Source organism: Actinophytocola sp. (assembly GCF_035712165.1).
Lineage (GTDB): Bacteria > Actinomycetota > Actinomycetes > Mycobacteriales > Pseudonocardiaceae > DASYTH01.
This window is the reverse complement of record NZ_DASTBH010000076.1, coordinates 1-14,729: the sequence shown is the minus strand read 5'-3', so window position 1 is coordinate 14,729 and position 14,729 is coordinate 1. Positions and strand designations below refer to the sequence as shown.

The 14,729-nt window shown below is 71.2% G+C and carries 17 protein-coding genes; 5 read left to right on the top strand and 12 right to left on the bottom strand.

The annotated features are described in order from the left end of the window. Positions 1–2 precede the first annotated feature (2 nt). The 5 genes from VFO68_RS03720 to VFO68_RS03700 form a co-directional block, all read right to left on the bottom strand. Positions 3–275 carry a hypothetical protein gene (locus VFO68_RS03720; RefSeq protein WP_325156710.1) on the bottom strand — a complete coding sequence of 91 codons (273 nt, stop codon included), beginning with the start codon at positions 273–275 and terminating at the stop codon, positions 3–5. Between the two features lie 193 nt (positions 276–468). Continuing rightward, complete coding sequence (locus VFO68_RS03715; RefSeq protein ID WP_325156709.1) at positions 469–1,014, bottom strand: hypothetical protein; 546 nt, start codon at positions 1,012–1,014, stop codon at positions 469–471. Between the two features lie 14 nt (positions 1,015–1,028). Further along, positions 1,029–1,340 carry an SH3 domain-containing protein gene (locus tag VFO68_RS03710; protein ID WP_325156708.1) on the bottom strand — a complete coding sequence of 104 codons (312 nt, stop codon included), beginning with the start codon at positions 1,338–1,340 and terminating at the stop codon, positions 1,029–1,031. 125 nt (positions 1,341–1,465) lie between these two features. After that, positions 1,466–2,686, bottom strand: a complete 1,221-nt coding sequence (locus tag VFO68_RS03705) for an NADP-dependent isocitrate dehydrogenase (protein ID WP_325156707.1) — start codon at positions 2,684–2,686, stop codon at positions 1,466–1,468. A gap of 59 nt (positions 2,687–2,745) precedes the next feature. Then, positions 2,746–3,303: a GNAT family N-acetyltransferase gene (locus tag VFO68_RS03700; RefSeq protein WP_325156706.1), complete on the bottom strand. Its 558-nt coding sequence runs from the start codon at positions 3,301–3,303 to the stop codon at positions 2,746–2,748. Positions 3,304–3,462: 159 nt separating this feature from the next. On the opposite strand from VFO68_RS03700, the gene VFO68_RS03695 reads away from it, so the two are divergent. Both VFO68_RS03695 and VFO68_RS03690 read left to right on the top strand, forming a co-directional pair. Beyond that, positions 3,463–3,972 (top strand): hypothetical protein, encoded by a 510-nt coding sequence (locus VFO68_RS03695; protein WP_325156705.1) that lies wholly within the window; start codon positions 3,463–3,465, stop codon positions 3,970–3,972. An 81-nt stretch (positions 3,973–4,053) separates the two neighbouring features. Beyond that, positions 4,054–4,623, top strand: coding sequence for an HhH-GPD-type base excision DNA repair protein (locus tag VFO68_RS03690; protein WP_325156704.1), 570 nt, complete (start codon positions 4,054–4,056; stop codon positions 4,621–4,623). A 132-nt stretch (positions 4,624–4,755) separates the two neighbouring features. Here VFO68_RS03690 and VFO68_RS03685 read toward each other — a convergent pair whose 3' ends face one another. Further along, a complete protein-coding gene (locus VFO68_RS03685; RefSeq protein ID WP_325156703.1) occupies positions 4,756–5,397 on the bottom strand; it encodes a spermidine synthase in 642 nt (213 codons plus the stop codon). Positions 5,398–5,473: 76 nt separating this feature from the next. Between VFO68_RS03685 and VFO68_RS03680 the strand changes: the two genes are divergently transcribed. Together VFO68_RS03680 and VFO68_RS03675 are read left to right on the top strand one after the other, a co-directional pair. Further along, positions 5,474–5,662, top strand: coding sequence for a DUF1918 domain-containing protein (locus VFO68_RS03680; protein ID WP_325156702.1), 189 nt, complete (start codon positions 5,474–5,476; stop codon positions 5,660–5,662). 8 nt (positions 5,663–5,670) lie between these two features. Next, complete coding sequence (locus VFO68_RS03675; RefSeq protein WP_325156701.1) at positions 5,671–6,030, top strand: bacteriophage spanin2 family protein; 360 nt, start codon at positions 5,671–5,673, stop codon at positions 6,028–6,030. Positions 6,031–6,044: 14 nt separating this feature from the next. Here the strand turns inward: VFO68_RS03675 and VFO68_RS03670 are convergent, their stop codons facing one another. The 5 genes from VFO68_RS03670 to VFO68_RS03650 all read right to left on the bottom strand — a co-directional run bounded on the left by VFO68_RS03670 (position 6,045) and on the right by VFO68_RS03650 (position 9,693). Next, positions 6,045–6,446, bottom strand: coding sequence for an SsgA family sporulation/cell division regulator (locus tag VFO68_RS03670; protein ID WP_325156700.1), 402 nt, complete (start codon positions 6,444–6,446; stop codon positions 6,045–6,047). 131 nt (positions 6,447–6,577) lie between these two features. Further along, entirely contained in the window at positions 6,578–7,564 is a 987-nt protein-coding gene (locus VFO68_RS03665) for a malate dehydrogenase (RefSeq protein WP_325156723.1), read from the bottom strand. A 50-nt stretch (positions 7,565–7,614) separates the two neighbouring features. After that, positions 7,615–7,881 (bottom strand): DUF3017 domain-containing protein, encoded by a 267-nt coding sequence (locus tag VFO68_RS03660; RefSeq protein ID WP_325156699.1) that lies wholly within the window; start codon positions 7,879–7,881, stop codon positions 7,615–7,617. Then, entirely contained in the window at positions 7,878–8,732 is an 855-nt protein-coding gene (locus tag VFO68_RS03655; RefSeq protein ID WP_325156698.1) for a bifunctional methylenetetrahydrofolate dehydrogenase/methenyltetrahydrofolate cyclohydrolase, read from the bottom strand. The genes VFO68_RS03660 and VFO68_RS03655 overlap by 4 nt, the downstream gene beginning before the upstream one ends. Continuing rightward, positions 8,695–9,693 carry a DMT family transporter gene (locus tag VFO68_RS03650; protein ID WP_325156697.1) on the bottom strand — a complete coding sequence of 333 codons (999 nt, stop codon included), beginning with the start codon at positions 9,691–9,693 and terminating at the stop codon, positions 8,695–8,697. Before VFO68_RS03650 ends, VFO68_RS03655 begins: the two co-directional genes overlap by 38 nt. A 61-nt stretch (positions 9,694–9,754) precedes the next feature. On the opposite strand from VFO68_RS03650, the gene VFO68_RS03645 reads away from it, so the two are divergent. Next, positions 9,755–12,394 carry a TNT domain-containing protein gene (locus VFO68_RS03645; RefSeq protein ID WP_325156696.1) on the top strand — a complete coding sequence of 880 codons (2,640 nt, stop codon included), beginning with the start codon at positions 9,755–9,757 and terminating at the stop codon, positions 12,392–12,394. Positions 12,395–12,398: 4 nt separating this feature from the next. Here the strand turns inward: VFO68_RS03645 and VFO68_RS03640 are convergent. Beyond that, positions 12,399–14,729 (bottom strand): error-prone DNA polymerase (locus VFO68_RS03640; protein ID WP_325156695.1); only part of this gene is annotated, 2,331 nt, incomplete at its 5' end.

Here is a 14,729-nt window from a genome sequence, read left to right as displayed (position 1 = left end):
GTTCAGGCTGTGTTCGCTCTGGGCTCGCGCAGTCGGTCGCCGTGGTCGCGGACCGGGTCGACGATCTTCTCGATGACCGCGGTCTGGGCCTCGGAACGGGCCACCTCGGTGCGCCTGCGGCGCAGCAGGCCGGCGACCAGACCACCGATCCCGGCCAGCACCGCGACGATGCCCACCGGGCCGGCCACACCGAACGAGCTGGTCAACCCCTCATCGGTGTCGGCGACGGCCCGGGCCGCGACCGCCACCAGCATGACCGGCAGCAGGGCCGTCACCGTCGCCCACCGCCGAAGGGTGCTCGTATGGCTACACCCATCGTGGTTGCGCCCATTGTGGTTGCGCACTGTTGGGGCCTCCTGCACTTTCGTCGGCACTCGTTCACCCGACTGGGGGATCGTAGACCTCAGTGACGCTCGTCGCCGGGAGCGTAGCGCCAACCGGCCGTACGCGCCGCGCGGGGGGCCTCGGTCAGGGCCTGCGTAACGAGAACCCCTTGCACGACTGTTTGAGAATGTCGCCGCTGAGCTGCTTGACGTCCGCCCGGACCGGGCTCGTGACCACCATGTCGATCATGGTGTAACCGGGCGGCTGGTTGATCCACTGCTGCTGCTTGAACATCAGCTGGCCGCCGGAACCCAGGCTGGCGGCCATGGTGTAGCTGCCCTTCGGCACCGACGGGTTGCTCGGCAGCGGAAAGAACTCGACCGTCACCGGCATGATGCCGGCCGAGGGCGCGCCGAGGGTCACCTTCATCCCGGTGAGCCCCTGGGTGCAGGTGTACTCGCCCTCCCACACCCCGACCAGCCCGCTCAAGACGTCCGCCGACGGCCTGGCGGTCTGTGGCGGCGCCGTGGTGCTCACCGTGATCGGGGGCCTCGGCCGGCTCACCTTCGCCGGCGCGCTCACCGGGTTCTCGATCGGCACCGGGGCGCCGGCCACCGCATTGCCGGCGCACGCCGACGTGAGGAGCAGTATCAGCCCCAGAACCAGACAGCCCGCGCGACGTTGCCCCACCCGCTGACGGTAGCTCAGCCGCAGTCGTGTCCGGACACGGTTTGGGTGAAATCAGCGGCGACCCAGTGCTTGTCGTCGATCTTGCGGAACCCGTCCTGCACGACCTTCTCCGCGTTGGTCTGCTGGCCCTGGGTCAACCGCCCGACGATCTCCGCGTTCAGCGCGGGCGCGGCGCGCACCCGCAGCACATCGGCGGTGACGGTGATCCGGCACTGGTTGGGGTCACTGGCCGCGGCGTCCTGCTGCGGGCCACCGAGCAGGTAGAGCACGCCGATTCCGGCCACCGCGCCGCCGATCAGAAGCGGCCGCTTGGGAAACGAGGCCACGACAACCCCTCCGTTTCCACGAGTACGTACACAGTCCGAGACAACTGTCACACGCACGGTAAACAAGTGCAATGGACGCGTGCTCGAGCACGCGTCCATTGCACCTTAAATGTTCAACGAACCGATCAGGCCGAGGCCATCCGAGCCTGCAGATTCTCGTCCAGAGTGGCGAGGAATTCCTCGGTGGTCTGGAACTCCTGGTCGGGTCCGACCAGGATCGCCAGGTCCTTGGTCATCTTCCCGCTCTCCACGGTCTCGATGATCACCCGCTCCAGGGTCTCGGCGAACTGCACCACCTCGGGCGTGCCGTCCATCTTGCCGCGCGCCTCCAGACCCCGGGTCCACGCGAAGATCGACGCGATCGGGTTGGTCGAGGTCGGCTTGCCGGCCTGGTGCTGGCGGTAGTGCCGGGTCACCGTGCCGTGCGCCGCCTCGGCCTCCACCTTGCCGTCCGGCGTCATCAGCACCGAGGTCATCAGGCCGAGCGAGCCGAAGCCCTGCGCCACGGTGTCGGACTGGACGTCGCCGTCGTAGTTCTTGCACGCCCAGACGTAGCCGCCCTCCCACTTGAGCGCGGCGGCCACCATGTCGTCGATCAGCCGGTGCTCGTAGGTGAGCCCGGCGGCGTCGAAGTCGGCCTTGAACTCGTCGTCGAAGATCTCCTGGAACACGTCCTTGAACATGCCGTCGTAGGCCTTGAGAATCGTGTTCTTGGTGGACATGTAGACCGGGTACTTGCGCTCAAGTCCGTAGCGGAACGACGAGCGGGCGAAGTCCTCGATCGAGCGCCGGTAGTTGTACATACCGACTGCGACGCCGCCGCCGTCCGGGAACTGGGCGACCTCGAACTGCATCGGCTCGCCGCCGCCGTCCGGCGTGTAGGTGATGGTCAGCGTGCCGGGACCGGGCACCTTGAAGTCGGTGGCCTTGTACTGGTCGCCGTGCGCGTGGCGGCCGATGATGATCGGCTTGGTCCAACTCGGCACCAGACGCGGGATGTTGCCGATGACGATCGGCTCCCGGAAGATCACGCCGCCGAGGATGTTGCGGATCGTGCCGTTGGGGCTGCGCCACATCTTCTTCAGACCGAACTCGGCCACCCGCGCCTCGTCCGGCGTGATGGTGGCGCACTTGACGCCGACCCCGTGCCGGGCGATCGCGTTCGCCGCGTCCACGGTGACCTGGTCGTCGGTGGCGTCCCGATGCTCGATACCGAGGTCGTAGTAGTCGAGGTTGACGTCCAGATACGGGTGGATCAGCTTGTCCTTGATGAACTTCCAGATGATCCGGGTCATCTCGTCGCCGTCGAGCTCGACGACCGTCCCCTGGACCTTGATCTTGGCCATCTCCCGGGAGGCTCCTCTCGCGCTTGTATACGGTACAAGCGTACTGGTAACCGGGGCGGTCAGCGATCCGCCCACTCCCTGGCGAGCATGGCGTACACGACCTCGTCGGTCCATTCGCCCTTGAGGAACTCGTTCTGCACGAAGTAGGCCTCGCGCCGCAGTCCCAACTTCTCCATCAACCGGGCGGAAGCGACGTTGCGGCCGTCGGCCCGGCCGACGATGCGGTGCAGGCCAAGGCCCTCGAACCCGAGCCGGAGCATCTCGACGGCGGCCTCCCCGGCGTAGCCGTGCCCGTGGTGGTCGGGGTGGAACACGAAGCCGAACTCGCCCGACCGGTGCTCTTCGCTGTGCCAGGCCAGGTTCACGTCGCCGATCAGCACTCCGGACTCGCGCAGCGTCACGGCCAGCACCAAGATGTCGCCCTGCTTCTCGAGAGCGTCCATGGCGAGCCGGGCCCGCAACGCCTCGGCGACCTCGTCCCGGGTGCGGGTTCCCCAGAGCAGGTACCGGGTGACGTCCGGACGGGACTGGATGGCGTGCAGGGCGTCGAGGTCGCCGGCGCGGAACGGCCGGAGCAGCAGCCGGGCGGTGGTGATCGGGTAGGCAGGTCGGAACATGAGCCGATCGTAGGGCGATCGAAATTTCTCGTCGCTCAGATTCTTGGAGTTCCTTGACACGTGCTTCTTCGCCACCTACTCTCTTAGTTACTGAGAGACTTTACAGACGAGCCACTCAGTATGCGAGGTAGTTGCCCGATTCCAGGAAGGAAGACTGTGATGAACTCCCCGCAGACGTCCAACGAGACCACCCCGCAGGTGGCCTACGTGCAGGCGCATTACTCGAGCAACCGCAAGCTCGGCCACTGGACCACCGCGCGCCGGATCGAGGTGAAGGCGATGCGCGGTTCGGTCGTGCTCGACCTGCGCTCGCCGCAGATCGAGGACGGTGACATCGAGATCGACCTCTTGGCCGAGCGTTCCATCATCAAGGTGCTGGTTCCGGAGAACGCGGTCGTGGACCACTGGGACCTGAACAAGGTCGGCCGTGCCCGGGTGAAGGACGCGCCGTTCGAGGAGACGCCGGGCGGCCGGCGTATCAAGATCACCGGCCAGCTCGGCCACGGTGAGCTGCGGATCCGGCGAGGCGGCATGGCGGTGCTGGCCTCGATGTTCACCCGCGAGTACGTGGACGACGTGTTCAAGGCGCACAAGGCGGGGACGGTGCCGACGTTGATCGACCCCGGCAACACGCCGCTGAACACCCCTGCTCCCGCCCGCAAGAAGTAGGTGGTCCGGCCGGGGAGGCCGCGCCCGACACCCCGCGCCGGGCGCGGCCTCCCCCTTCCATGCGCGTGAAAAGATGACCGCATGGCGCTGTGGCTCACCAAGGATCCGGACGCGAACGCGTTGCTCGAGCGGGAGCCGTTGGCCCTGCTCATCGGGATGTTGCTGGATCAGCAGATCCCGATGGAGGTGGCGTTCGCCGGCCCGAAGAAGATCGCCGACCGGATCGGCTCGGTGGACGCGCGGCTGATCGCGGACTACGACCCGGAGAAGTTCACCGAACTGTGCGTGACCCCGCCGGCGATCCACCGGTTCGGCGGCGCCATGGCCAAGCGGGTGCAAGCCCTGGCGAGCTACGTGGTGGAGCACTACGACGGCGCCGCCGAGGAGATCTGGCGGCGCGGCGACCCGGACGGCGCCGAGATTCTGCGCCGGCTCAAGGCATTGCCGGGCTACGGCGAGCAGAAGGCGAAGATCTTCCTTGCCCTGCTTGGCAAGCAGTTCGGCCTGTCCGCCACCGGCTGGCGCGAGGCAGCCGGCAACTACGGCGAGGCGGGCTCACACCGTTCCATCGCCGACGTCATCGACGAGCCCAGCCTGGCCGAGGTGCGCGCCTTCAAGAAGGCCACCAAGGCCGCCGCCAAGAACACCTGAACCCTCGCGAGCCCGAGCGGGGCGGCGATGTCTGGACTGAGGAGCAGCGCAGGGAGCGAGGACCGAGCGACCGAGCAGCGCACGAAGGAAGACATCACCCAAAGCCCCGCTCCCGCGAGCGGAGCAAGCCAATCAAACACAGGCCACGAAGACGACGTCCGGCTCGCCCCGGGCGACCGGAACGGAGAGCGTCTCGACCGTGGCGAACCGGGTGCGCAACAGCGCGGCGAACTCCGCGCTCGGCGCCGCGCTCCAGACCGTGAGCACCCCCGCCGGAGTGAGCGCGTCGAGCACCAGGTCCAGGCCGGTGGCACCGTAGAGCGCGGCGTTGTCCTCGCTCACTGTCCACTCCGGACCGTTGTCGATGTCGAGGCAGATCGCGTCGAACGGTTCCGGGCCGTCGGCGAGCCAGCGCAGCAGGTCCGCCGGCACGCACCGCACCCTGGGATCGGCCAGCGCGTCGCCGTGCACCGCGCGCAGCGGGCCGGTGTTCCACTCGATGACCGCGGTCTCCCGCTCGACCACCACCACCGGGCCGACCCGTGGATGGTCCAGCGCGGCGCGCAGCGAGAAGCCGACCCCGAGCCCGCCGAGCAGCATCGCGCCACCGGCCGGCATCGCGTCCGCGGCCGCGGTCACCAGCAGCCGCTCCGACTCGCCGTTGCGCGTGTCCATCAGAAACGTGCCGTTGGCGATGATCTCGAAGTGCTCGCCGGCCCGGCGCAGCACGAGCTCGCCCGCGGCGCCGGGACGCCGGTCGATCGGAGAAGCCACCCGGATGAGGGTAGAACAACGGCTGTTGCGTGCCCGCGGGTCCGCTCTACCCTTAGGTGGCGGAGGTGGTCGACAGATGCACGCGACGATAGGCGACCGGCTACATGTGCACGGCCGGAACGTGGGGAACCCGGACCAGCTGGCCGAGATCATCGATGTGCGCGGTCACGAGGGCGCGCCCCCGTACCTCGTGCGCTACTCGGACGGCCACGAGGCCCTCGTGTTCCCCGGCCCGGACTGCGTCGTCGAACACGGCGAGCATTGATCCGGTGGGTGGCCGGCGCCGCGGCGCTGGTCGTGGTGCTGACCGGATGTGACTCGGTCCGGGAGGCGAGCGACACCGTCAACCGGGCATCGGACAAGGTCAGCATCTGCGCCGAGGCGCTCCGCCTGGCCGGTTTCAACCCCGACGCGGCCGACCCGGAGAAGGCCGCGGAGGAAGCCCAGCGCAAGGCCGAGGAACTGCGGGACCTGGCCGGCGCCACCCCGGACCAGGCGCTCAAGGACGCGCTCAACGACATGGCGAACAAGGTCGGCGAGCTGCGCGAACAGAACATCAACCCGAACGAGATCGCCACCTGGACCCAGGAGAAGGCCAGGACCCTGGAAACCCTTACCCGGGCTTGCGCGTAAGCGCCGCCGGGCGGTCAGACGTTGGTGATCTCGTCGATCAGGCCGTCGAGGTCGAAGTAGTCGGACTCCTGTCCGAGCGGAACGAGCCGGAACGTCTCCTCCAGGAACAGCTGCACCTGCTCGCGCTCCAGGTCGAGCACCGCGTGCCCCTCGGGCGACTCGATCTCCAGCTGCAGCATGGTCCGGCCGTCGGTGCGCCGGGGCCGCAGCCGCACGTCGCCGATGCCGGCCGAGCCGGTCATCCCGTTCACCAGCAGGTCCCGGGCGAACACCCAGCGGACCCAGTGGTCCTGTTCCGTCTGAAAGGCAACGGCGATGGTGAACGGCTCACGCACGTCGTAAGTCCAACGCGAGCGGACCGGCAGGTCGTCGGCAAGCGCAACGAGCTCTTTGTTGTACACGCTGTCGGCGGTCATCTCGTACCTCTCCTCGGGTCTTGCCCAGTGTTCGGCCGCCAGGTGCGAGATGTTTCGAATTTGGGGCAGCCAATCCCCGAATCGTGACGGTCCGGCGCGAACTTCACGCGAACCGGTGTGACGGCGCTAACTCAGACGAGGCCGAGGTCTCGGACGGCTGCGCGTTCCTCTTCCAGCTCGCGCACCGACGCGTCGATCCGCTCCCGGGAGAACTCGTCGACTTCCAGGCCCTGCACGATTTCCCAGCGCCCGTCCCTGGACACGCACGGGAACGAGGAGATCAGGCCGTCGGGCACCCCGTAGGAGCCGTCGGAGGGCAGCGCCACCGAGGTCCAGTCACCATCCGGGGTGCCGTTCACCCAGTCGAAGACGTGGTCGATCGCCGCGTTGGCGGCCGATGCCGCCGACGACGCCCCACGCGCCTCGATGATCGCGGCGCCGCGCTTGGCCACGGTCGGGATGAAGTCGTCCCGAACCCACGCCTCGTCGCCGATGACCTCCAGCGCCGGCCGCCCGCCGACCTCCGCGTGCCGCAGGCTCGGGTACTGGGTGGCGGAGTGGTTGCCCCAGATCGCGAGCTTGCGGATCTCGGTCAGCGGCACGCCGAGCTTCTTGGCGACCTGGGAGATCGCCCGGTTGTGGTCCAGCCGGGTCATCGCGGTGAACCGCTCGGCCGGGACGTCCGGCGCGTGCGCGGACGCGATCAGCGCGTTGGTGTTGGCCGGGTTGCCGACCACGAGCACCCGCACGTCGTCGGCGGCGCCGACGTTGATCGCCTCGCCCTGCGGCTTGAAGATGCCGCCGTTGGCCTCGAGCAGATCACCGCGCTCCATGCCCTTGGTCCGCGGCCGGGCACCGACCAGCAGGGCCACGTTCACGCCGTCGAAGGCGCGCTTCGGGTCGTCGGTGATGTCGATGCCGGCCACCAGGGGGAACGCACAGTCGTCCAGCTCCATGGCGGTGCCCTCGGCGGCGCGGATGGCCGGGGGGATCTCGAGCAGGCGCAGGTGCACCGGGATGTCGGGCCCGAGCAGCTGACCGGAGGCGATACGGAACAGCAGTGCGTAGCCGATCTGGCCGGCCGCACCGGTCACCGTGACGTTGATTGGGACGTTGATGGGGGGCACAACCGGGAGGCTACCAAGCTCGGAACGGGCAGCTCACCAGGCTACTGGGTAAGCGGGCCGCCCTGGATGGTCAGCGCGACGGCCATCACCGCGACGCCCAAACCCCCGTACAGCAACACATCCACGCCCCGGCCGCGAATCGCCACCAGGCCGGCGCGGTCGGCCGGCAGCAGCGCCCGCAGCAGCGCCGCGAGCAGCAGCGCGCCGCCCAGCAGCACCGTCCCCTCGCGCCAGTAGTACTGCGCGATCCGGACCAGGCCGACCACGACCACGGCCAGCACCAGGAGGAACGGGAACTGCGACCTCATTGCGGCAGGCCCCGCTCGGCCGCGGCCACCGTGTTCGTCAGCAGCATCGCGACGGTCATCGGCCCGACCCCGCCGGGCATCGGCGCCAGGTGGCCGGCGACCTCGCGCACGTCCGGGTGAACGTCGCCGACCAGGCCCTGCTCGGTCCGGGTGATGCCCACGTCCAGCACGGCGGCGCCCGGCTTGACCATGTCCGGGGTGATCAGCGCGGCACTGCCGGCCGCGGCCACCACGATGTCGGCCCGGCGCACCTCGGCGGCCAGGTCCTTCGTCCCGGTGTGGCACAGCGTGACCGTGGCGTTCTCACTGCGCCGGGTCAGCAGCAGGCCGAGCGGCCGGCCCACGGTCACCCCGCGGCCGATCACCGTCACCCGGGCGCCGGCGATCGGCACCGCGTAGCGCCGCAGCAGGGCCACGATGCCCCTCGGGGTACAGGGCAGCGGCCCGGTCTCGCCGAGTACCAGCCGGCCCAGGTTGACCGGGTGCAGTCCGTCGGCGTCCTTGGCCGGGTCGACGCGCTCCAGGATCGCGCCGGAGTCGAGGTGGCCGGGGATCGGTAACTGCACCAGGTAGCCGGTGCAGTCCGGGTCGGCGTTCAGCTCGTCGATCACGGCCTCGACCTCGGCCTGGGTGGCGTGCGCCGGCAGGTCCCGGCGGATCGACCGGATGCCCACCTTGGCGCACGCGTTGTGCTTGCCCCGCACGTAGGCGTGCGAGCCCGGGTCGTCGCCGACCAGCACGGTGCCCAGCCCGGGCACCACCCCGCGGTCCTTGAGCGCGGCCACCCGCCCGGTCAGGTCCTCGAAGATCGCCTCACGGGTCGCCTTGCCGTCCAGGATGGTCGCGGTCACCCCGCCATCCTTCCAGGCGGAGAGCGGCCACCCCCACGGCCATCATCGTGACCGCCGCCCCGGCCACCCCCTGGACGGTCAGCCCGCCGCCGGCGGTCGGCGCCACCGCGTCCAGGACCACGGCGCCGACCAGCTGGCCGGCCACCGACGCCAGCCCCAGCAGCAGGACGCCGACCAGCCGTACCGCCACCACCGCGGTGACCACCGCGACGATGCCGAGCAACCCGCCGAGGTAGAGCCACCACTGGGTGGGCGGCGCGGCCGGCCTGCCGCGCAGCACCAGGTCCACGGCCAGCGCCACCAGCAGCGCGGCGAACCCGGTGGCGAAGTTCACCAGCGTCGGCACGATCACGTTGTCCGACTCCCGGCGTACCAGCCCGTTCACCGCCACCTGCCAGGCCAGACCGAGCCCGGCCAGCGCCGGCAGCACGGCCAGCCACAGCCCGGACGGGTCGCCCAGCCGCGGCGAGACCGCCAGGCCGACCGCGGCCACGGCCAGCACCGCGCCGGCCACCCGGGGGCCGGTGATCGGCTGCGGCCCGGCCGGTCCGATCCCGGCCCGGTCCACGAACAGGCTGCTCACCACCATCCCGCCGACCACCGCGACGGTGAACACGGCCACCCCGAGGACCGGCACGGTGATGCCCTGGGAGGCCACCACGAACCCGCCGCACACCCCGCCGAAGCACTCCCACCAGCGCAGCCGCCCGGCGCGCAGGCCGCGGACCAGCCGGACCACCCCGCGCCGGGTGGAGGGCAGCACGGCGACCCAGACGACCAGCACCACCAGTCCGGTCACGAACGAGATGACCGCGGCCACGATCCCGTCGCCGAGCAGATGGCCGAGCTGACCGTTCACCCGGCCCTGTACCGCCAGGCCCAGGCCACCAACGGCGGCCAGGACAGCGCCGGCCACCCGCTGGGTGGCCGTGTGTCGTGTGTCGGGCAACTCGGTCTGCACGGGTGCCCATCCTGACCGCGCAGCTAGAGTGACCTCCGGTCGCCCCCGGAGGGAGCGGAAGGTGCAAGCGACAAAGCTGGACCCAACTGAACAGGATGCCCTGGTCAAGCAGATCGGGTTGACCGTGCTGCGCGCCGCGCCGCCCAACTGGGACCAGGTGACGATCTACTACCGCGCGGTCGGCCGTTACTTCGAGGCCGACGCCGAGGTGGTGTTCGCCGACGACGACGCCACCGAGTGGCAGGTGCCGGCCGAGATCACCGCGATGTTCGCCCGGCTGCGTACCGGGATGTACCGCGACGCCCGGGGCACCTGGTACAACGCCCGGTACCGGCTGGATCACCCGTCCAACTACAACCTGGACTACGACCGCAAGGAGCCGGACTGGCGGGTGCCGCCGCCGCCCCCGGCCTACGCGGACGACCTGCGGATGTTCCCCCGGTCCGAGGACAACATCCCGGAGTGGCTGCGCCGCCGCGCCGCCGGCCTGCCGCCGGAGACCGTGCCGCGGTTCCGCATGGCGCGGATCTTCGACGGCTCCGGCAGCAACGGCCGGCCGGTCGTGAACCGGCCGCCGGTCGGCGACGACGAGCGCGGCATGCTGCTCAACTACCTCAACGGCGCGCCGACCGTGCTGCAGAACCGGCACCTGGAGGTGGACCGGCTGGACCCGGAGGGCCGGCCGCTGGTGCCGGTCGCGTTCTACACCGACGGCACCTGGATCTGGCCGGCGGCGGTGAACTACTACCTCAACACCTACAAGGTCTCGCCCGAGCCGGACCTGGTCGAGCACATCCGCCGGATGGGCGCCCGGGTGCCGGAGGTGGACGAGAAGACCCTGACCGCGGCCACGGCGTTCGTCAGCCGGGGTATCCCGCCGATCGCGCCGGTCACCCCGGGTATGCCGGTGCCGGTGCCCCAGCAGCCGCCGGGCCCACCCCGCCCGCCGGTCGGGCCGCCGCCGCAGCGCCGCCCGCCCGCGTCGGCCGACCTGACGATGGCGGTCCCGCGCCCGCCGGTCGAACCGCCGCCGCCGCGCCTGCCGGCCGAGCTGCCGCCACCCCGCCCGGCGGCCGGTCCGCCGCCGGCCGCCCCACCGCCGGCCGCCCCACCGCTGGCCGCCCCACCGCTGGCCGCACTGCCGTCGCAGGGCCCGCCCGGGCCGGTCATCGACGCGCTGCGGGCCCGGCTGACCGCGATGGGGGTGCCGGCCTCGGCCTACCGCATCGGTCCGCCCGGTGAGCGGGGCTGGACCATGGACCAGACCCCGGACGGTTGGCGGGTCGGCTGGTACGACCGCGACTTCGTGGCGCCCGCGATGTTCGAGGATGTCGCCGACGCGGCGGCGTTCCTGTTCGGCAAGCTGATGATGGACACCAGCGGACGTACCGCCCCCGAACCCATCGCGCCGGTCGGCCCGCCGGTCGCGGCCCCGGTGCCACCGCCCCCGCCGCCCCCGCCCGCGCTGCCGCCGGCTCCGCTCCCCTCGGTGCCGCCGCCTCCGGTCCCGCTGGCCGCTCCGGCGCCGCCGCCCGCCCCGGCTCCGGTCGCGCCGCCCACCGTGCTCGTGCCGCCCGCGGTCGTCCTGGCCGCGGTCGACGAGGACACCGCCGCCGAACCGGACGACGAGGTCCTGGACGACGAGGTCCTGGACGACGAGGCAACCGTCGCCGAGACCCGGGCGGTCGAGCCGCCCGCCCCGGAACCCGAACCGGAGCCCGAGCCCGAGCCGGAGCCGCGCGCCGCCGAGCCGCAACCGACCCTGGCGGTCCCGATCGAGGCCCTGCTCGACCCGCCCGCCGAGCCGGACGTGCCACCGCCGCCGCCGGCCCCCGAGCCGGAACCCGAGCGGCCGTTCTCGCTGTTCGAGCCGAGGGTCGCCCCGCTGCCCGAACCGCCGCTCAGCGAGGAGGACCGCACCCAGATCGCCGCCTGGGTCGGTGGCGCCCACCGGCTGTCCCGCGACATCGAACCCGCCGCGCCACCGGTACCCGCCCGGGAACCGCTGCCCACCCGGGAACCGCTGGCCGCCCGGGAACCGCTGCCCACCCGAGAGCCGCTGGCCGCCCGGGAACCAGCGTCACCCACCCGGGAGTACGCACTGCCGACCCGGGAACCAGCGCTGCCCCGGGAGCCGGAACCGCACACCTGGGAGCACGCGCCGTCCACCCGGGAGCCGGCTCCGACGAACCGGGAGCACGCCCTGCCCACCCGGGAGCCGGCGCCGCCCGTCGTCACCAGGGAAGCGCCGCCCGCGCTCCCCGCACCGGCCCCGCGCACCGAGATCCACCCGCCCCCGGCGCCCCGTCCGGCCCCCGAGTCCCGCCCGGCGGCCGCACCGTCCCAGCGCTGGCCGATCCAGCCCCTACCCGGCGAGCCCCCGCTGACCCTGTTCCGCGGCAAGCAACTCATGGACCTCGCCCCGGGCACCGAGATCGACCGGTTCGGCGAGCCGGACGGCAACCTCACCTTCGCCGCCGGCACCCCGTTCACCCAGCGCTCGCTGGTCCCGGAGTGGATCGACCGCCCGTTCCACAGCTACCGGGTGGCCCGCCCGTTCCAGGTCCTCACCGGCACCTCGATCCCCTGGTTCGACCAGGCCGGCGGCGGTACCGCCTACCTCCTCCCGGAACGGGTCGAAGCCCTCCTGGCCGACGGCCGCCTCATCGAGGTCCACCGCCACAAACCCCCGGAGCGCTAGTGGTTCAACGGAAGTCCCGCGACTTGCTCGGGATCGTCAGCCGCAGTGGTTCGAGGCGGTCGGCGAGGATGCTGACCACTCCCTCCACGTTCTCCACCACCCCGCGCACGAACAGCGCCGCCGAGGTTCGGGCCACGCGCCGGTAGCGGGCCCACAGGCCGACCGTGCACACCACGTTGACCATGCCGGTCTCGTCCTCGATGTTGAGAAACGTGACCCCGCCGGCCGTCGCGGGGCGCTGCCGGTGCGTCACCGCCCCGCCGATCAGCACCCGGGTGCCGTGCTCCACTGTGGACAGTTCAGCGGCCGGCAGCGCACCGAGCCGGTTCAGCCGCTCCCGGACGAACTGGGTCGGGAAGCTGTCCGGGGACAGGCCGGTCGCCCAGACATCGGCCACCGCCAACTCGATCTCGTCCATGCCGGGCAGCGGCGGGGCCGCCGTGCCGACCGTGGTGCCCGGCAACCGGTCCGGTCGTTCCCCGGCCACCGCTCCGGCCGCCCACAACGCCTCCCGGCGGTGCACCCCGAAGCACCCGAACGCCCCCGCCGTGGCCAGCGCCTCGACCTGCGCCCGGGTCAACTGCACCCGCCGGGCCAGATCGGCCATGTCCCGGAACGCCTCGGAGCCGCGCGCGGCGACGATCCGCTCGGCGAGCGGGTCCCCGATCGTGCGCACCGAGCCGAGACCCAGCCGCACCGCGCGCTCGGCGCCGCCCTCGGTCACCGGCTCCAGGGTGGCGTGCGCGAGGCTGGCGTTGACGTCCGGGCCACGCACGGTCACCCCGTGCCGGCGGGCATCGGCGACCAGCGACTGCGGCGAGTAGAACCCCATCGGCTGGGCCCGCAGCAGTGCGGCGCAGAACGCCGCCGGGTAGTAGAGCTTGAACCAGGCGCTGGCGAACACCAGCAGCGCGAAGCTCAGCGCGTGGCTCTCCGGGAAGCCGAAGTTGGCGAACGCCAACAGCTTCTCGTAGATCCGCCCGGCCAGCCCGGGGTCGATGCCGTGACCGGCCGCGCCGGCGTAGAACCGCTCGCGCAACCGCTCCATCCGGCGGGTGGACCGCTTGGCGCCCATGGCCCGGCGCAGTTCGTCCGCCTCGGCCGGGGTGAAGTCGGCCACGTCCACGGCGATCTGCATGAGCTGCTCCTGGAACAGCGGCACACCAAGGGTTTTACGCAACGCGTTTTCCAGCAGCGGGTGCTCGTAGGTGATCTTCTCCGTCCCGTTGTGCCGGCGGATGTAGGGATGCACCGAGCCACCCTGGATGGGGCCGGGGCGGATCAGCGCCACCTCGACCACCAGGTCGTAGAACTTCGCGGGTTTCAACCGGGGCAGCGTGGCCATCTGCGCCCGGCTCTCCACCTGGAACACCCCGACCGAGTCGGCCCGCTGCAGCATCTCGTAGACGTTCTCGTCGAACATGTCGAGCTGGCCGATGTCCACCCTCCGGCCGTGGTGCTCCTCGACCAGCTCGATCGCGTAGTGCAGCGCGGAGAGCATGCCCAGGCCGAGCAGGTCGAACTTGACCAGGCCGACGGCGGCGCAGTCGTCCTTGTCCCACTGCAGCACGGTCCGGTTGGGCATCCGGGCCGGCTCCACCGGGCACACCTCGCTCACCGGCCGGTCGCAGATCACCATGCCACCGGAGTGGATGCCCAGGTGTCGCGGGAAGTCCTCCAGCTGACCGGCCAGCTCCAGCACCGCGGGCGGCACGTCGTGGTCATTGTCGTCCACAGTGGACTTGAGCGGGCCCCACCGGTCGATCTGCTTGCTCCAGGCATCCTGCTGGCCGGGCGAGTAGCCGAGCGCCTTGGCCATGTCCCGGACCGCCGACCGGGCCCGGTAGGCGATCACGTTCGCCACCTGGGCGGCGTGCCGGCGGCCGTGCTTGGCGTAGACGTACTGGATGACCTCCTCGCGGCGGTCCGACTCGATGTCCACGTCGATGTCCGGCGGACCGTCCCGGGCCGGGGCGAGGAACCGCTCGAACAGCAACTCGTAGCGCACCGCGTCCACATTGGTGATGCCCAGCGCGTAGCAGACCGCCGAGTTCGCCGCCGATCCCCGGCCCTGGCACAGAATCCCGGACCGGCGGCAGAACTCCACGATGTCCCACACCACGAGGAAGTAGCCGGGGAAGCCCAGCTCCTCGATCACCTTGAGCTCGTGCACGATCTGCTCGAACGCCCTCGGGTTCTCGTTGCACGTGCCGTACCGCCGGGCCGCCCCCATGAAAGTCAGCTCGCGCAGGTAGCTGACCTCGTCGTGGCCGTCCGGCACGTCGAACGGCGGCAGCTTGGGCGCGATCAGCGCAAGGGGGAAGGCAAGCTCGAC